The organism is Planococcus sp. VCh962 (assembly GCF_057748275.1).
The window spans coordinates 37,140-55,698 of the sequence record NZ_JBYLHS010000007.1; the positions used below are offsets into that span (position 1 = coordinate 37,140).

Genomic DNA, 18,559 nt, shown 5'->3' on the forward strand with positions numbered 1-18,559 from the left:
CTTATTATTTGTCTTCTTCAAATTGTGCATGATCTTTATGCCATTTGCCAATTGAGAAGAGAATTCCGAGTACGATAGCCGCCAGTGCTACCGTTGTGCCGCCAAACATGATGAATGTATCTGAATAGCCCTCGTAGTTCCCCGTCTCGGTATCAAACTCTTTAAGAAGGTTCGTTTTCAGCAAGCCGAACATCATATAGCCCAAAACGATTGGGGTTACGATGCCCAAGCAGAATTTCCACCAAGCACCGAGACGAATATCCGAGATAGCGTTTGCATGCCCTTTAAGCAAATCAGCTTTGCGGAACACCCAAACAATCAAGATCACTTCCACTAAGCCGATAGCCGCCACACCGAATTGGTTGATAAAGTAATCGGCAACATCGAGGAAGAACAATCCGCCTTGTGTAGCGAATAGAATCGAAATAATAGCTGCTAATCCACCACCAAATGCAACCGCTTTATTTCGCGAAATTCCAAACTTCTCAGAAAATCCTGCTACATACGTCTCCGTAATCGAAATCAATGAAGTTAATCCGGCAAGCGTCAGTGAAAGGAAGAACAATGCTCCAAACAGCCCGTTAAAGCCTGGGAATTCATTGATGATTTGCGGGAACACAACAAATGCCAGCCCTACACCCGCTGCAGCAACATCCGCAACTGCAACTCCCTGCTGGTTTGCCATAAAACCTAATGCAGCAAACACACCGATACCAGCTAGTAATTCAAAAGCTGAGTTCGCAAATCCGGTAATGAATGCATTATTCGTGATATCTGATTTCTTCGGCAAATAACTTGCATAAGTGATCATAATCGCGAAAGCAATTGAAAGACTAAAGAAAATATGCCCATAAGCCGCTACCCAGACGGTCGGATCCAATATGGCATCGAAATTAGGCTTAAAGAATGCATCAAGTCCAAGAGATGCTCCGTCAAGAGTGACAGCCCGTATTACTACAATAAGGAAAATGACCACTAAGGTCGGAATGAAAATCCGGTTCGCAAGCTCAATTCCTTTTTTAACTCCAGCAAATAGAATGCCAAGTGTTATCACCCAGACAATTGCCAGTGGAATAAGTACTCCCCATACAATTCCGCCGGTCTGGCCAGGTGTAACAGTTAATTGAAGAAAGTTATTAAATAAGAAACCTTCTGTATCTTCTCCCCATGCCTGGTTGAATGAGAAAATTGTGTAACGCATAGCCCAGGCGATAATAACCGCGTAATAGGTGGAAATGACAAATGAGACAAAGATTGCCCACCATCCCATCCATTCCAGTTTTTTTCCGCTCATTCTAAAGAATGATAGTGGAGCCGATCCACGGTATTTGTGGCCGATGGTGAATTCCATGATTAAAATAGGTATCCCTGCCGTCAGCAGAGCGAATAAGTACGGTATAAAGAATGCTCCTCCACCATTTTCATAGGCCACATACGGAAAACGCCAAATATTTCCCAGACCTACAGCCGATCCCACAGCCGCCATAATAAAACCGGCGCGCGTACCCCATTGCGAACGTTCCATTTTCCTTCCTCCTTGTTTTCTTCCATTCTCTTTCCAGAAAAATAGGAAGTTTGTATATTTTCAGATTATTTACTAATCTAAAAATAGTATAACGAGGGGGCAGTTCAAAGTAAAGATAATTTCTTAAAGTTTTTATAAAAAACTATTTCTACAATAATAAAAAAGCAGAGAACTAGTTCTCTGCTTTTTTTATCATAGCATTTTAGCGCGTTTTTCTAGTATGGTGGTTCTTCGAGACCATACAGTGAATAATATCAAGAGAATAACGATTACTGTACCTAAGGAGAAAATCAGCGATCCAGTAAAGCCTATGATGATATACCCGATAGAAGCAATGAAAGCCGCTGTCAAAGCATAAGGAAGCTGTGTCAGTACATGATCCATATGATTGCTCCCTGCCCCTGTTGAAGAGAGGATGGTTGTATCTGAAATCGGTGAACAATGGTCACCAAATACCGCACCGGCCAGAACCGCAGACAATGCCGGCAATAAGAGTTCAGGTGCAGCTTGGGCCATGATATTCCCAGCAATCGGTAAAAGAATGCCAAATGAACCCCATGAAGTGCCTGTTGAGAACGCCATAATCCCTGCCAGCACAAACAATAGAACCGGCAGAATTTCTATTGGAACATTGTTCTCAGTAACAATTTCAGAAAGGAAAATCCCTGTTTCGAGCGCTCCAATCAGATAACTTAATGACCATGCAAAAATCAGGATGAAGACGGCTCCTGCCATGGATTTAACTCCGGCAACAATCCCTTTTCCAATCCAAGTCGCACTCGCTGTTTCATTACGTTTCATTTGAAGTACATAAAGAATAATTGAAGTAAGGGCTCCTAGTAGCCCACCTATCATCAGTGAGGCTGGTACATCTGTGTTTTCAAAAATCAGCCAAATATCAGCGACCTGGCCGGCATTTTGGTATCCTGTCCAAACCATCGCACCGATTGTTCCAGCAACTAATAATAGAATCGGCAAAAGCAGATCACGGACACGTCCATGTGAATGTGACGGAAATTCTTCTTTCATTTCACCAGGTATCACTTTGTTTGGATTAAACAATTGACCGTCAACGATTGCCAGGGTCTCATGTTTTTTCATGGCTCCAAAGTCCACATCCCGTATCGCCACAAAAAAGACGATAGCCAAAGTGGCAATGGCGTAGAAGTTCATCGGCGCCATCCAGACAAAGGCTTCCAAAGCTGAGGACTGGACATAGGTCTGTTCAGCCAAAATAGTTGCTATGATACCGATAATCGCTGCTCCCCAGCTGGATACCGGTGAAATTACACAAACTGGAGCAGCAGTCGAATCGATGAAATATGCAAGTTTCGCGCGTGAAATTTTGTAGCGATCGGTAATCGGTTTAGCCACTTGTCCAACAGCCAAAGCGTTAAAATAATCATCGATAAAAATGACCATTCCGAGAATCACCGTAAGGACTTTTGCGCCTCTTCTCGATTTGATACGCTTGGATGCCCATTCAGCGAAAGCAAGGCTCCCTCCTGATAAGCTGACAAATGCAGTAATAATGCCCAATAAGAATAGGAACAAAATAATGAAAACATTATAGGCATTAAAGCCTTCGTCCCAAAAAGTGATGGCAAATGAGTTAAACAATTCCCGCAGAGCTTCCAGTGGGGCGAACGAAGTCAAGATGAGCGCTCCTGCAACGATTCCTGCCCCAAGTGACAGCAGTACACGGCGGGTCAGCAACACCATGACAATCGCAATGATTGGCGGTAAAATCGAAAAAATTGTATTTTCCATGGAAAAGATCCCTCCTGTTTTTATTAGGATGGAAGAGAAAGAAAGAAAAAAAGCTGACCGCGTCCAAATGGATACAGTCAGCTTTCTACAATTCGTCTGTGCTTCAAAACATCAAACAACCCTGTAGCTCTTCGTCTATGATTCAACACAAACGACAGTGGCATTCTTATTCAGAATACCCCCAGCTCTTTTTTCAGTGACAGCAAAAAAAGAACTTCGGCAAAACTTCCTTTTGGATGTGTTCAACGTTGTCACACTCGCACATCGGACTTATAAGTTTTGCAGCCTCTACCCATCAATTTTTAATTCTTAGTAAGCATAGCCCAATCTTATTACAAAATCAAATGTATGTTAACTTTGAATTTTCTTTCATTTCAAGGCTTTGCTGCGAAAATATTGGCTAAAGACATCCCGCAGAAATTCAGGCATAAAGTACTTTTTCGGAGCTCGTTTCAAGGAAGGGAAAAAGTAGCCGAAAGTGAACATATCCAAAGTAACCAGCTGGAAAACTTCTTCATGCCCTGCAATCTTTCCGCCAACAAGCAATTGGTGGTTTTTCATTTCCAAATTGATGCGGATGATATTGCCGAAGACCGCACCGCGAAATCCCATGCCTTTCAATTCGATATTGGGCCATTCCGCATTTAGCGACTGCTGGTAGATTTCTTTCAGTTCAGCGCCTGTCAGACTGATGAGACAAGGATTAATTGGATGAGGAAGCATTTTATGAAAATCATATCGGGTCGTTTCCCCTACAGGCATATCTTCCATAAATAATCCGGCATTGAATAAGGCACAATCAGCTCCTGAGAATTCGAGCAATGCTTCTCCGAACAATTTAGCCAGCTGGGAATCTTTGAACCATTCCGCTTTCAGTTCATCTTCATTAAAAAAGACCAACTCATTCAATTGCTCTTTCCCTTGCTCAATCAACGCATCATTAAAGTCTTCGTCCGATCCGCGAAGTGAGGCCGTTTCAATTAACTCAGCTTTTTTCTCTTGTATGGCCGGTTCAATTGTTACATGGCCGATATACATGCCGAATTTGCCGGCAGCACCGAGCAATGTGTCGCCAATCAGTTTTCCTTCGTGGAAAATATGGTGGGTATGGGCTCCCAGAATCACATCGATTTCCGGGCATAATTCCGCCAAATACTCGTCTTCTTTCACACCTAGATGAGAAAGGCAGACGATAAGGTCCGCTTCATCTTTAATGGCTTCAACGGCCTCTATAATGGCATCTTTGGCATCGGTGATTACCCATCCGAGCCGTTTGTAGAAAGGTGTAAACTCAGCCGTTGCACCGACCAGCCCAATTGTCAATCCAGCCTTGGTTTTCAGCAGCCGGTAAGGTTTTGCCCAGTCCGGTCGTTGGCCATCCGGTTCGTATAGATTGGCCACAATCACATCGAAATCCGCCTGCACATACAATTCTTCCAATTCTTCTTTTGACAGGGTTATACCTTCATTATTGCCTATGGTGACGGCATCGTACTCAGCATCGTTCAATAATTCTACGTTGCCTTTTCCGGAAGTCCCTTCAGTGTATGGATGAGACCGGTCCACATGGTCTCCGATATCAAGGATTAAACAAACATCCCCTTCTTCCTCATGCCACTGTTTTCGTTCACTCAATAAATTTTTGATGCGAGGCCAATTGGAAAAATGGCTGTGCAAATCGTTTGTATGATAAATATGAATGGTTTCACCCATAACTTACACCTCTTTAAGAACTGAATAATCCTTCGTAAATCGATCGCAGCCCCAATAATAATAAAGCAATCCGCAAAATAGCCACGAGCGTTTCTGATTTAAGTTTTTTGTTTAACGCCGCTCCTACCTTTGCACCTACATAAGCTCCCGGTACAACGGCCAAAGTGTATATCCATGGAATATTGCCTAAAGACATATGGGTTATAGAGTTTACAATCGACGACAAAAAGACCATAAACATAGATGTTCCGACAGCAACATGAGGCGGAAACAAAAACAATAAAATCATAGCAGGCACCATAATCGATCCTCCGCCAATTCCAAACAATCCAGAAGCAAATCCTACTGCAAAAGTTAGCAGCAGAGCCGCCCACACTGGATATCCATAAATATATTCTTGGTTCATGGAATCTTTAAACCTGATTTTCCTGCCATTATTAACAAACCAATGCACTTTTTTTAACTTATTGCGCACCAAAAGCAAGATAGAAAGAAAGACCAGTAAGATGCCAAAATATAAGTTAAAGGAAGGCAAATCCAATCCTTTATTTACAAATGCTCCAATAATGGTTCCAGGAACGCTCCCTGCAAAAAAGATGAAGGCGCTCCTATAATCGACCGTTTTTACTTTCATATATGAGAGCGTCGAAGACAATCCGGTAAAAATCATCATAACTACAGAAAGCCCGACAATTTTCTGCGGGGTCAATTCCGGGAAAAAAGTAAAAGCTGTCCCAAGAAAAAGCATAGACGGCACTAAAATCACTCCTCCGCCTAAGCCGATCAAGGCACCGACGATTCCTGACATTAAGCCAACAATCGCGATTAATATAAATTCCATTAAAATTCTCCTTCAAATAAGTCCAATTGCTTTTCGCTTAGCCCTTTAAATTGCAAATCATTCATTTGCTGAAATTCTTTTGCATCTCCTGCGGCATGGCCTCCGGAGTTATTATTGAAAATCACATAAACATGATCTGTCGTTTTTTCCAACTCTGCTACCGCTTGGCTGATTTCTTGAAGTTCCTGTTGGTTGTAGTCGTATAAATAGCGGACTTCCCGCCATTTTTTAGCATTGCCGGTGTTCAGCCAGCCGTGTACATTTCGGCCATGCAGACGCAGCAATACTTTATCTTCACGTGTTGATATAGGCACTAAAGGGATAGAGCCATCTCCAGCCTGCGGCTCATCACATACTGAATGAATCAAGTTGTTTTCTTTTAAAAATTCTATCGTTTTATCCCGCAATTCCGGCGCATACCAAGATTGATGGCGAAACTCGATGGCTAAGTCAAACTCTGCAAGGCGCGCGGTAATTTCACGAATTTGCTCTACATTGTCCCGCCGGCAATCAAACCAAGGTGGAAACTGAAGAAGCACCATCCCTAATTTCCCTGCCTCTTGTAATGGCCGGATTGATAAGCGAAACGCTTCAAACATTTCATCCCGGCTGGCAAACGGATTTTCCCCACGCTGATGGCCGGTCATGCCTTGATATGCCTTCACGACGAACTGGAATCCTTCCGGTGTCTCATTGATCCATTTACGGATATTGCGTTCCGGCTGGACTGCATAGAACGATGAATCCAATTCAACAATTGGAAAATGTGCGCTATAATCAATCAATCTCTCTGTTTTCTTTGATCCTGGGCTATAGACATCCGGATGATCGCCCCAACCCGTCAAACCTACATAAATCATCGTCCCGCCTCCATTCTTCGTTGTTATTTTATGATAGCATAGAAAAAAAAGAACGTCTTTTTTTAGGACTGCTCTCCTATTGAATAAAAGAATTCTATTCCAGAATTTTCCCGTTAATTTTTCCCAACGACTGTGCTACACTTTTTAAAAAGCACATGCCGATCTTAAAATTCCTGAAAGTTTGTAACAGCTGAAATCTTCAGTACAAAGTATATAAATATTAGGAGCTTAAATAACGATGGAAAAAGAATGGGACCATAAAGGAATCATTGAGAAATTTGAAGCCAGCCGCAACGAGGAATTGGCTGTACCGATGGCTGCCTATATGAGAAATCAATTCCCTTTTCTGGGCATTAAAACACCTTTGCGAAATGCATTGCTGAAGGAGCAGTTTTTGGAATACCAATTGCCAGACCCAGCGCGATTAGCGGAAGAAGTATTAAAAATCTACAATCTGCCGGAACGCGAATATCAGTATGCCGCCATCGCTTTGCTTGAAAAAATGAAAAAGCACCTATCGGTGAGTGATTTGCCTTTTCTGCGTCAAATGATTGAAAGCAAGTCCTGGTGGGACAGTGTCGATTCCATCGCTCCTCGAACTCTCGGCCATGTGATTCAGACAGAAAGGTCTGCCGGAACTCCCAGCATGCTTGTATGGTCCGAAGCTGAAAATATGTGGACGAACCGGGCTGCAATCCTTCATCAATTGAAATTCAAACAACATACAGATATAGACGTACTAAGCCGCATTATATTGAAGCATGCCGCTTCTCCTGAATTCTTTATCCAAAAATCCATTGGATGGGCGCTGCGAGAATATGCAAAAACCGATGCGGACTGGGTGCGCTCTTTTGTCTTAGAACACGAATTGATGCCCCTCAGCAAACGAGAAGCGCTGAAAAACATCCACCAGTAAAAGCCCGGCGCATAAGCGCCGGGCTTTATTAGCTTTTGCATTTCAATTGTGAAGCATACTGCTCCACTCATTCTGTTAGAAGAGTCCACCCAGGCCTTTTTCGCCAATGATAGATTTTGCAGATTCGAACAGTTCTTTCTTTTCATTTTCGTCAATTTTTCCATCTTCATGCGCTTGTTTGGCTTGCTCCATCACTTCTTTTGCTTGCCCCAAGTCTGCGTGGCTAAGTTTTTCTTTCAATGCATCGAATGTTTGGCTCATGTCCAGCATTCCTCCTTGAAATTTACTTACTTAGCCTGTTTACCCCTTAACTAAATTATAAAACTGTAACGATTTTTTCGGGATACACCTAAAAATGTTCACTTCTTTGTCATAAAATGGCAAACTCCATAAAAACAACCCTTGGCATGAACGAAGTCATACCAAGGGTTGTTATCAAATTCATTAACCGATAGAGCCTTCCATTTCGAACTTGATCAAACGGTTCATTTCTACCGCATATTCCATTGGAAGTTCTTTTGTAAATGGTTCGATAAAGCCCATTACGATCATTTCTGTCGCTTCTTGCTCAGAAACACCACGGCTCATCAAGTAGAACAATTGCTCTTCAGATACTTTCGAAACTTTCGCTTCGTGCTCCAGAGATACGTTATCGTTCAGGATTTCATTGTATGGGATTGTATCAGAAGTTGACTGATTGTCCATGATCAATGTATCACACTCGATGTTTGAACGAGCGCCGTCCGCTTTGCGGCCGAAGTGAACGATACCACGGTACGATACTTTACCGCCTTGTTTCGAAATGGATTTCGAAACGATTGAAGATGAAGTATTTGGAGCCAAGTGAATCATTTTCGCTCCAGCATCCTGGTGCTGTCCTTTACCAGCGATAGCAATCGACAAAGTCATGCCGCGTGCGCCTTCACCTTTCAAGTAAACAGCTGGATATTTCATTGTCAATTTAGAACCGATGTTGCCATCAATCCATTCCATTGTACCGTTGGCATCAACAAATGCACGTTTCGTTACAAGGTTGTAAACGTTGTTAGCCCAGTTCTGGATGGTTGTGTAGCGGCAATAAGCATCTTTTTTCACAATGATTTCAACTACTGCAGAGTGCAGGGAGTTCGTCGTGTAAACCGGTGCTGTACAGCCTTCAACGTAATGAACGCTTGCGCCTTCATCAACGATGATCAGTGTACGTTCGAATTGACCCATATTTTCCGAGTTGATGCGGAAATATGCTTGCAGCGGTGATTCCACTTTAATGCCTTTTGGTACATAGATGAACGATCCACCCGACCATACTGCAGTGTTTAGAGCAGCGAACTTATTGTCTGCAGCTGGAATAACAGTCTGCCAGTATTCGCGGAATAAGTCCTCGTTTTCACGAAGAGCAGCATCTGTATCTTTAAAGACGATACCCATATCTTCCAATTCCACTTTCATGTTGTGGTATACCACTTCTGATTCGTACTGTGCAGAAACACCCGCAAGGTATTTTTGTTCAGCTTCAGGAATACCTAGTTTATCGAATGTTGCTTTGATTTCTTCTGGAACTTCATCCCAAGAAGTCTGGCTGGCTTCAGATGGTTTTACGTAATACGTAATTTCATCGAAGTTCAATGAATTCAAATCGCCGCCCCATTGTGGCATTGGCATTGAATAGAATAATTTAAGAGCTTTTAAACGGGATTTTAACATCCATTCAGGTTCGCTCTTGATACTTGAAATTTCTCTGACTATGTCTTCTGTCAGTCCACGTTTAGATCGGAACACTGAAACATCTTTATCGTGGAACCCATATTTATAATCACCGATTTCCGGCATTTTTTTCGCCATCATCGTTCCTCCGTTCTGTGTTACGATTTTTCTTCGCTCTGCACGCCTTTTTCCATGGCTTTCCATGCAAGAGTAGCACATTTAATACGAGCTGGGAACTGGGAAACACCTTGCAATGCCTCAATATCCCCTAAGTCGATTGAATCATCGTACTCTTTTCCAAGCATCATATCCGAAAAGATATGTGAAAGTTTTAATGCGGTATCTACATCTTTCCCTTTAACTGCTTGAGTCATCATGGAAGCAGATGCCATTGAGATTGAACAGCCTTCACCGTCAAACTTCGCATCTTTGACAATATTGTCTTCGACTTGAAGGGTCAGCTGTATACGATCTCCGCAAGTAGGGTTATTCATTTCGATATTGACACTGTTTGATTCGAGTGCGCCTTTATTGCGTGGCGTCTTGTAATGGTCCATTATGACCTGGCGGTAAAGTTGGTCCAAATTATTAAAAGACATTATTGAAATACTCCTTTGCTGTACGCAGCCCTTCTACCAAACGATCGACATCCGATTCGTTATTGTATACATAGAAGCTAGCGCGTGCTGTAGCTGTCACATTAAGCCATTTCATCAGCGGCTGCGCACAGTGATGACCCGCGCGGACAGCAATGCCACTCATATCAAGAACTGTCGCGACATCGTGGGGATGCACATCATTCAAATTGAACGTTACAATGCCGGCACGTTTTTGAGGATCTCGGGGGCCGTAAATTTCAAGCCCTTCAATACCGCTCATTTTATCCATTGCATAAGCAGCCATCGCATGCTCATGCTGTTCAATATTATGCAACCCAATTTCATTCAGGAAATCAATTGCTGCACCAAGCCCTACTGCTCCTGCGATAATTGGCGTGCCGCCTTCAAATTTCCAAGGCAGCTCTTTCCATGTTGAATCATACAGGCCGACAAAATCAATCATTTCTCCGCCAAATTCAACAGGCTCCATTTCATTCAATAAAGCTTTTTTGCCATACAATACGCCGATTCCTGTTGGACCGACCATTTTATGCCCTGAAAAAGCAAAGAAATCACAATCGAGCTGTTGGACATCAATCTTCAAATGAGGTGCTGCCTGCGCCCCGTCCACTACAAGAACCGCTCCATTTTCATGGGCAATCTGTGCAACTTCTTTTACCGGGTTCATGGTGCCAAGCACATTGGAGACATACACCATTGAAACGATTTTCGTGCGCTCAGTTATTGCTGCCCGCACCTGCTCCAAGGAAATTGTTCCATCGTCCTCAAGTTCAATATATTTAAGAATGGCTCCGCGTTCTTTAGCCAATTGCTGCCACGGAATGATATTGGAATGGTGCTCCATATAAGTGATTACAATTTCATCGCCTTCATCGACGTTCGCTCTGCCATAGCTTTGCGCTACTGTGTTGATGGCAGTCGTTGTACCACGAACGAAAATGATCTCTTCAGTGGAACTGGCATTGATGAATTTCCGGACTTTTTCACGGGCGCCTTCATACTTTTCCGTCGCCCGGTTACCGAGCGTATGAACGCCTCGGTGAACATTGGAGTTGTCAAACTCATAATAGTTTTTCAATGCCTCAATGACTTGTACCGGTTTTTGGGAAGTAGCTGCACTGTCCAGATAAACAAGTGGATGGCCATTGATTTCTTGGTTCAGTATTGGAAAATAGCTTTTTATCTCTTGGTTGATCATTAGCGGACTTTCCTTTCGATAACCTCCGTCAATTGCTTTTTAACGCCTTCGATTGGCAACACATTTACCACTGGTGCCAAGAAGCCGTGAATAACAAGACGTTCAGCTTCCTGTTTTGTAATACCGCGGCTCATCAAATAGTACAATTGAAGCGGATCTACTCGGCCAACCGAAGCAGCATGGCCTGCAGTTACATCGTCTTCATCGATCAAAAGAATCGGGTTTGCATCTCCACGGGCTTTCGGGCTCAGCATCAGTACACGAGATTCTTGTTCCGCATTCGCTTTAGTGGCACCATGTTCGATTTTGCCGATGCCATTGAAAATAGCTGAAGCAGCATCTTTCATAACGCCATGAGTCAAGATCTGGCCGTCTGAGTTTTTACCCCAATGCGTTACTGTTGTGGTAAAGTTCTGTTTCTGTGAACCTCTTCCAACCACCACTGTCTTTGTATCGCCGACTGAATTATCGCCAATCAAATATGTTGTGTTTTCAGAGATTGTATCACTGTCATTCATCATGCCGAGTGCCCATTCGATGCTTGCATCACGTTTCGCAACTCCGCGTCGGTTGATATAAGCCGTAAATCCTTCAGCTAATACATCAACTGCTCCATAAGTGATTTTCGCATTATCTTCCGCAATTACTTCAGAAATAATATTCGCCAAACCGTTCGCTTTCGGAACCGTTGAAATATATGTTTCAACATAAGTCACTTGGCTGCTTGTATCTGCTACCACTAAAACGTGGTTGAACAGCGAAGCATCTTCCTTGTCATGTATAAATACGACTTGGACCGGCTCTTCAACTACGACATTTTTCGGAACGTAAAGGAATACTCCTCCGTTCAAAAGTGCCGCATGCAAAGACGTCAATTTATGCTCTTCCGCTTTAACCGCATCGTTCATGAAATACTTCCCTACAAGGTCCGCATGATCGCGGATAGCCGTGAAGATATCCGTTAAAATGACACCTTGAGATTTCAGCTCATCTGATAAAGATAAGTAAGCTGGTGTATTATTATGCTGGATATAAAGATTTTTCTGTTTCAGGTCCACTAGAGATCTAACTTCTTCAGGCAGCTCTGAAAGAGATGCATAAGCAGCACTATCTGTAGAATGAACCGGGAATTCAGTAAAGTTCCAGCCTGTGATTTTCGTTTTGTCCGGTTTTGGCAACGGCAATACTTCCGCTGCTGCCAGCGCTTGTACACGCAAGTTTGTAAACTCTTCAGGTTCTGACTTCGAAGCCGAGAAGGAACGCACGTCCTGCTCGGTTATTTTTAAATTTGTTTCAACCGTCACGTTAGTTTCCCCTTCCAATTAAGCTTCTTGTCCTACAGTCTCATCTTCAATTCCAAGTTCAGTTTTAATCCAGTCGTAGCCTTCTGCTTCCAATTTATGAGCAAGCTCTTTTCCGCCTGATTTCACTACGCGGCCTTGCATCATTACGTGCACATGGTCAGGAGTGATGTAATTCAATAAACGCTGATAGTGAGTAATGATTAAGCAGCCGAATTCTTCGCTTCTCATCTGATTGATGCCTTCTGCAACAACTTTCAAAGCATCAATATCCAAACCGGAGTCAATTTCATCTAGAACCGCAATTTTCGGTTTGATCATCATCAATTGAAGAATTTCATTGCGTTTCTTTTCGCCGCCTGAGAAACCTTCGTTCAAATAGCGTTGAGCCATTTCCTGGTCCATATCAAGAACTTCCATTTTTTTATCAAGCTCACGGATAAATTTCATCAATGAAATTTCATCGCCTTCTTCGCGGCGGGCATTCATTGCCGAACGCATAAAGTCAGCATTGGTAACGCCTGAGATTTCACTCGGGTATTGCATGCCTAGGAAAAGACCAGCGCGGGCACGTTCGTCAACTTCCATCTCCAATACATCTTCGCCGTCTAGAGTGATTGTTCCTGATGTTACTTCATATTTTGGATGCCCCATGATAGCAGAAGCCAAAGTTGACTTTCCTGTTCCGTTAGGACCCATGATGGCATGAATTTCACCTGTATTAATTGTTAAATTTACACCTTTTAAAATCTCTTTTCCTTCGATTTCAACGTGTAAATCTTTAATGACCAAAGTTGACATGTAAATACCTCCATAAAGTTGATGTTGAATGGCAAACCATTCTTAATTAGTATCATTCTAATCTTACCCGAAAACAACCATAGTAGCAAATCATTAAACCGGACAGTAAATTTAGAAATAAGCTTTTAAAAATACTGCATTTTCCTTCTGCCCTAAACATGATACACATTAAAAAATGAATATTTTTATTTTCAATGGAAAGCTTCTAAATGAGAATATATATCAATAAAAAAACCAGCGCCTTTTGGCACTGGATCTTTCCTTACTATATCAATGACGGTGTACCAGACGTTCTAAACGCGCAGCTACTTGCTGGCCTTGCTGATAATCCTGTTCTCTCCGCTGCTCTACTACTACAATTTTGTCCGTGTCGTTTTGGTATTCATCAATACCAAATCCGTGTACATCTCGAAATGCCTGCTCCATTTTCTCCGTATGCTCTATGCCATTTGAATCGATAGTGAACCATTCCTTTCGAATTTTAAAGTCAATACCATTATACCCTGATCTTTCTAGATAAAACGCCGACATCTTAATTTGTCAGAAAATAGCACTATTGTCATGTATACTGGCAAACAATATAAAAAGGCCCAGCATCTCTTTGCTGGGCCTCTAACTATTTATTTTGCTACTTCTGTGTAGATGCTCGAAGGATTAAGTTCTTGCGCTACCAGCAGTTCGTTGAGTTTTTCATCCGCTTCAGCAAATTTTGCATTTGCCGCTTCGAAATTCGCTTCTTTTGTAAGTTCATCTGCCTTCATACTATACGATTCTTTAATAGAACCTAGAGCCATCTCGATATCCTCTTTTTGATCAGCCAAAGTTTCAGGAATCGCGATTCCTTCTACCGCTGCTGCTGTTTTTTCAGCAGAAGCTTTCGCTGCATCTTTCATTGTTTGCAAGTCAGCGCCTTCTGGAAGAGTGCCTTCCGCCTGGTTTACTTCAAACGTATTCAAATCGGCATCTGTTTCATTGATCGTTTTAGAGACAGACATATAGAAACGCATAAATTCCTGTTTTGCATTGCCTGTTTCTTTAGCTGTTTCTTCGGTTCCTGTTTGTTCTTTAGGTGTTTCTTCCGTAGCAGCTTCTTCACTGCACGCCCCTAAGAAAAGAACCGCTGAAAATCCGAGCGTTAATAATTTCTTCATCCTATTTTCCCCCTTGAATATAAAATCCTTAGCTATAATAGCATAGCTTCTAGAAATCGTATACAGAAGGTGGAATTGCCAAAATTCATTGAATCCTTAAATTATTGCAACGCTTTTTTACCGTTTGCGAAACGATCAACAATCATGGATAAAGCCCCATCACCTGTTACGTTGGTAGCAGTGCCAAAGCTATCCTGAGCCAGATAAAGAGCGATCATCAACGCAACCATTGTGGAATCGAAGCCAAGCATGGCTTCCAACAGGCCGATTGCCGCCATTACAGCTCCACCCGGTACACCTGGAGCAGCAATCATCGTTACGCCCAACATGAAAATAAATGGCAAGAAGCTTGCAATTGTCGGCACATCACCAGTCAAAAGCATAACCCCGATTGCACAAGAAACGATGGTGATGGTGCTTCCTGAGAGATGAATCGTTGCGAACAACGGTACAGCAAAATCCACTACTTTTTCATTAGCACCTGTTTTACGTGCTTGCTGCACGGTCACCGGGATAGTTGCTGCTGACGATTGTGTGCCAAGCGCAGTAAAATATGCAGGCAGCATTGTCTTCAATAAACGAAGCGGATTTTTTTGATTTAACGTCCCCGCTGTAGTGTATTGAATCAATAACATGACCCAATGGAGAATAATAATCATAACGAAAACCACTGCAAAAAGTGTTAAAATTTTAGCGACCGCGCCGCCATACGCCATATTTGCGAAAATACCGAAAATGTGGAATGGCAATAACGGAATGATGACATATTTGATAGTTTTTTCAATAATCGCCTGGAATTCTTCAAAAAACGAAATCATTGTTTTGCTTCCAGTTGAAGCCATCCCGATTCCCAGTAGAAATGCCAGAATAAGTGCTGACATTACGCCGAATACAGGCGGCATTTCTAAAACGATAAATGATGTGGCTAAAGCATTTTCCGGATCATCGATCCCACTCATCGAACCGGCTTTCATAAAGTTCGGAAGTATGCTAGTTGCAGCGAAAAACGCCAGAATCCCTGCTACGATTGTAGATGCATAGGCAAAGAATGTAGCAAGGCCGAGCAATTTTCCTGATCCTTTACCAAGCTGGGCAATACCAGGAGCGATAAACCCGAGGATGATTAAAGGTACGATGAAATTAAGAAAATTACCAAAAAGCGATGTAAATGTGGCAAATATCCGAGCCATCCACTCTGGCGCAAATGATCCAACCAATACTCCTAAAGCGATAGCTACGATAATCCTCGGTAAAAGACCGAATTTAATCTTCATGATGTGTCCTCCCTAGATGAACAACTGTTTTTTTAATATTATATAAAACTATCACATTGGTCCAGTAATTAGAATAGATTCATTAATACGCGGAATTTTTTTATTATTTCGACAAAATAATAATTAATTATTTTGCTTGCGCCGACCGTGTTGGATATAATCAAGCGGTTTCTCCTCTGCAACAGATTCACTACTAAACTTAGCAAAGAAGCCCAAAATAAAAAACTGCAGCCCTTCTCGATCAGTTCGAGTCGGCCTGCAGTTTCATAATATGCTTTTTTACATTTAAGAAATTAGTCGACAGGTACTACTGACCCGCCCCACTCTTCTAAGATGAAGTCTTGGATTTCCTGTGATTTCAGGGTTTCGACTAATGCTTTGATATTTTCGCTGTCTTCATCGCCTTTATTAACTGCGATGATATTGACGTAAGGAGATTCTGAACTTTCAAGTGCAATGGAATCTTCCAACGGGTTCAAACCGGCATCGATTGCATAGTTCGAGTTGATCAACAACGCATCGCCTTCGCCAGCTTCATATAATTGAACCATCAATGCTGCTTCATAGTTCGCATCAAACTCAAGATTTTTAGGGTTTTCCACAATATCCTTCACTTCAGCAGCTGTTTTGTCTATGCCATCTGCCAGTTTGATCAAGCCTTGAGCTTCCAACATTGATAAAATACGGCCATGGTCGGCCACCGAGTTGCTCATTAGGATTGTTGCGCCTTCAGGAAGCTCTTCCAATGAAGCATATTTCTGAGAATAAACACCGATCGGTTCGATGTGGATTCCGCCTGCATTTTCAAAATCGTAGCCAAATTCTTTCTTTTGTGACTCCAAGTAAGGAACGTGCTGGAAATAGTTCGCATCGATTTCCCCTGCTTCTAAATCCTGGTTTGGCAAAATGTAATCTTGGTATGTTTCAATTTCCAATTCAATTCCTTGTTCTTCAAGCAGCGGCTGTGCCTGTTCCAAAATAATCGCGTGAGGTACGTTTGAAGCACCCACTTTTAATGTGCTTGACTCTTCTTCACTTGCTCCGCCGTTGCCGCTTCCGCAGCCAGCAAGTACAAGCGCTGTCAATAATGACCCAGTTAATAATTTTTTCATCTAACTAATCCCCTTTTTCTATATTTTTATAGTTGAGCTGCTAGCGTTTATCTGATTTAGTAGTCAATCGGTCACCAATAAATTGGATTGCGAAGACGATGATCAAAATCAAGATAGTCGCCATCAGCGTAACATCTTCCCGGCTTCTCTGGAAGCCATCAAGGAACGCGAGTGTTCCTAAGCCGCCGGCACCAATAATTCCGGCCATGGCAGTGTATCCAACCAATGCAATCGCTGTAACTGTAATACCCGAAATCAACGCCGGTTTGGATTCCGGCAACAGCACTTTGCGGATAATCGTCCATGTTGTCGCTCCCATTGAACGCGCAGCTTCGATGACCCCTTTGTCAATTTCCTTCAATGCAATCAATACCATACGCGCATAAAATGGAGCTGCTCCAATGATCAAAGCAGGCAAGGCTGCATTCGGCCCACGGATTGTGCCGATAAGAAATTTCGTAAAAGGAATTAGCAAAATAATTAAAATGATGAATGGAATGGAACGGAAAATGTTGACGAATGCCCCTGTCAGCCAATTGACAACACTGTTAGCCCATAATTGCTTTGGTGCCGTCAAAAATAGGACAATTCCCAAAACCAATCCGATGACAAATGTGAAAAATGTCGACATAGCAGTCATGTACAATGTTTCGAGCGTGGCTTCCCACATGCTGTCCCAGTCGACGTTCGGGAATAATGACTCAATCATTTGCCATCACCTCCGTCTGGACATTCTCTGCATTTAAGAAAGCGAGCGCTTCCGATATCTCTTGTTGTGAACCTTTCATTTGTAAAACCAATGTTCCGTAAGCTCCTCGCTGCGTGTGCGATATATTTCCTTGCACAATATTGATATCAACAGGGAACTTCCGGATTAGCTTAGTCAAAATAGGCTGTTCGGTTTGTTCACCGACAAAAATCAATTTTACTAGTTCGCCAGTTGGATAGAGTTCCCGCAGATGTTTGATCGTTTCGTTCGAATCTTCCGTATCGGTTACTTGAGCGACAAAACGCTTTGTAATTTGCTGTTTCGGTGCCTGGAAGACATTCAAGACATCCCCCAGTTCGACGACGCGTCCGCCTTCCATAACCGCCACACGATGGCAAATTTTACGGATAACATGCATTTCATGTGTAATAAGGACAATAGTAAGTCCTAAACGCTTATTGATATCGACCAATAGCTCTAAAATTGAATCCGTCGTCTGTGGATCGAGTGCTGAAGTTGCTTCATCACAAAGCAGCACTTCAGGTTCATTAGCCAGCGCCCGGGCAATGCCGACACGCTGTTTCTGACCACCCGACAGCTGGGACGGATAGGCATGTTCTCTTCCTGTAAGGCCTACCAGCTCTACTAATTCCTGGACGCGTGCATCGCGCTTGTTTTTTGGAACCCCTGCAATTTCAAGCGGAAATTCAATGTTTTCTTTTATGGTGCGTGACCACAAAAGGTTGAAATGCTGGAAAATCATACTGACTTTCTGGCGTGCCTTCCGCAGCTCTTTTCCTGTGCTTGCCGAGATATCTTGGCCATTAATCGTTACAGTTCCTGAACTAGGCTTTTCCAATCCATTCAACAAACGGATCAATGTACTTTTGCCTGCCCCACTATAGCCGATAATGCCAAAAATTTCACCGGATGAAATCGACAGGTCGACATGGTCGACAGCTGTTAAAGTGCCTTTTCCCGTGTCGAAAACCTTCGACAGTTCTTTTAATTCAATCATCCTTTTACAACTCCTAATCCAAAATAAAAACCCTTCTGCGCAGAAC

The 18,559-nt window shown here is 42.6% G+C and carries 18 protein-coding genes and 1 riboswitch; of the genes, 1 reads left to right on the forward strand and 17 read right to left on the reverse strand.

Annotated features, from left to right (window positions below):
- Window positions 1-4: 4 nt before the first annotated feature.
- The 5 genes from AC3AQ9_RS16140 to AC3AQ9_RS16160 form a co-directional block, all read right to left on the reverse strand.
- Complete coding sequence (locus AC3AQ9_RS16140; protein WP_488308518.1) at window positions 5-1,525, reverse strand: sodium-dependent transporter; 1,521 nt, start codon at window positions 1,523-1,525, stop codon at window positions 5-7.
- Window positions 1,526-1,717: 192 nt separating this feature from the next.
- A complete protein-coding gene (locus AC3AQ9_RS16145; RefSeq protein ID WP_488308519.1) occupies window positions 1,718-3,295 on the reverse strand; it encodes a Na+/H+ antiporter NhaC family protein in 1,578 nt (525 codons plus the stop codon).
- 116 nt (window positions 3,296-3,411) lie between these two features.
- Window positions 3,412-3,594: riboswitch (Lysine riboswitch) on the reverse strand.
- A gap of 70 nt (window positions 3,595-3,664) precedes the next feature.
- The gene (locus AC3AQ9_RS16150) at window positions 3,665-5,008 is read right to left on the reverse strand and encodes a bifunctional metallophosphatase/5'-nucleotidase (protein WP_488308520.1); all 1,344 of its coding nucleotides are present in this window, start codon (window positions 5,006-5,008) and stop codon (window positions 3,665-3,667) included.
- Between the two features lie 13 nt (window positions 5,009-5,021).
- Window positions 5,022-5,849 (reverse strand): sulfite exporter TauE/SafE family protein, encoded by an 828-nt coding sequence (locus AC3AQ9_RS16155; protein ID WP_488308521.1) that lies wholly within the window; start codon window positions 5,847-5,849, stop codon window positions 5,022-5,024.
- Entirely contained in the window at window positions 5,849-6,709 is an 861-nt protein-coding gene (locus AC3AQ9_RS16160) for a DUF72 domain-containing protein (RefSeq protein WP_488308522.1), read from the reverse strand. Before AC3AQ9_RS16160 ends, AC3AQ9_RS16155 begins: the two co-directional genes overlap by 1 nt.
- A gap of 238 nt (window positions 6,710-6,947) precedes the next feature.
- Here AC3AQ9_RS16160 and AC3AQ9_RS16165 point away from each other — a divergent pair, with 238 nt between their 5' ends.
- The gene (locus tag AC3AQ9_RS16165) at window positions 6,948-7,625 is read left to right on the forward strand and encodes a DNA alkylation repair protein (RefSeq protein WP_488308523.1); all 678 of its coding nucleotides are present in this window, start codon (window positions 6,948-6,950) and stop codon (window positions 7,623-7,625) included.
- Between the two features lie 75 nt (window positions 7,626-7,700).
- On the opposite strand, the gene AC3AQ9_RS16170 is transcribed toward AC3AQ9_RS16165, so the two are convergent.
- The 12 genes from AC3AQ9_RS16170 to AC3AQ9_RS16225 form a co-directional block, all read right to left on the reverse strand.
- Window positions 7,701-7,886, reverse strand: a complete 186-nt coding sequence (locus AC3AQ9_RS16170) for a hypothetical protein (protein ID WP_488308524.1) — start codon at window positions 7,884-7,886, stop codon at window positions 7,701-7,703.
- Between the two features lie 183 nt (window positions 7,887-8,069).
- Window positions 8,070-9,467 carry a Fe-S cluster assembly protein SufB gene (gene sufB / locus AC3AQ9_RS16175; protein ID WP_488308525.1) on the reverse strand — a complete coding sequence of 466 codons (1,398 nt, stop codon included), beginning with the start codon at window positions 9,465-9,467 and terminating at the stop codon, window positions 8,070-8,072.
- A 20-nt stretch (window positions 9,468-9,487) separates the two neighbouring features.
- A complete protein-coding gene (gene sufU, locus AC3AQ9_RS16180) occupies window positions 9,488-9,928 on the reverse strand; it encodes a Fe-S cluster assembly sulfur transfer protein SufU (RefSeq protein ID WP_488308526.1) in 441 nt (146 codons plus the stop codon).
- Entirely contained in the window at window positions 9,918-11,147 is a 1,230-nt protein-coding gene (locus tag AC3AQ9_RS16185; protein WP_488308527.1) for a cysteine desulfurase, read from the reverse strand. Before AC3AQ9_RS16185 ends, sufU begins: the two co-directional genes overlap by 11 nt.
- On the reverse strand, window positions 11,147-12,451 hold the full coding sequence (gene sufD, locus AC3AQ9_RS16190; RefSeq protein ID WP_488308528.1) for a Fe-S cluster assembly protein SufD: 1,305 nt from the start codon (window positions 12,449-12,451) through the stop codon (window positions 11,147-11,149). The genes AC3AQ9_RS16185 and sufD overlap by 1 nt, the downstream gene beginning before the upstream one ends.
- An 18-nt stretch (window positions 12,452-12,469) precedes the next feature.
- Window positions 12,470-13,255, reverse strand: a complete 786-nt coding sequence (gene sufC, locus AC3AQ9_RS16195; protein ID WP_488308678.1) for a Fe-S cluster assembly ATPase SufC — start codon at window positions 13,253-13,255, stop codon at window positions 12,470-12,472.
- 264 nt (window positions 13,256-13,519) lie between these two features.
- Window positions 13,520-13,675, reverse strand: coding sequence for a YuzK family famiily protein (locus AC3AQ9_RS16200; RefSeq protein ID WP_300992094.1), 156 nt, complete (start codon window positions 13,673-13,675; stop codon window positions 13,520-13,522).
- Window positions 13,676-13,869: 194 nt separating this feature from the next.
- Window positions 13,870-14,400: a hypothetical protein gene (locus AC3AQ9_RS16205; RefSeq protein WP_488308529.1), complete on the reverse strand. Its 531-nt coding sequence runs from the start codon at window positions 14,398-14,400 to the stop codon at window positions 13,870-13,872.
- Window positions 14,401-14,501: 101 nt separating this feature from the next.
- Complete coding sequence (locus AC3AQ9_RS16210; protein ID WP_488308530.1) at window positions 14,502-15,674, reverse strand: dicarboxylate/amino acid:cation symporter; 1,173 nt, start codon at window positions 15,672-15,674, stop codon at window positions 14,502-14,504.
- Window positions 15,675-15,967: 293 nt separating this feature from the next.
- Window positions 15,968-16,786 (reverse strand): MetQ/NlpA family ABC transporter substrate-binding protein, encoded by an 819-nt coding sequence (locus AC3AQ9_RS16215; RefSeq protein WP_488308531.1) that lies wholly within the window; start codon window positions 16,784-16,786, stop codon window positions 15,968-15,970.
- Between the two features lie 40 nt (window positions 16,787-16,826).
- Window positions 16,827-17,495, reverse strand: a complete 669-nt coding sequence (locus tag AC3AQ9_RS16220) for a methionine ABC transporter permease (protein WP_488308532.1) — start codon at window positions 17,493-17,495, stop codon at window positions 16,827-16,829.
- Window positions 17,488-18,513, reverse strand: coding sequence for a methionine ABC transporter ATP-binding protein (locus tag AC3AQ9_RS16225; protein ID WP_488308533.1), 1,026 nt, complete (start codon window positions 18,511-18,513; stop codon window positions 17,488-17,490). Before AC3AQ9_RS16225 ends, AC3AQ9_RS16220 begins: the two co-directional genes overlap by 8 nt.
- Window positions 18,514-18,559 lie beyond the last annotated feature (46 nt).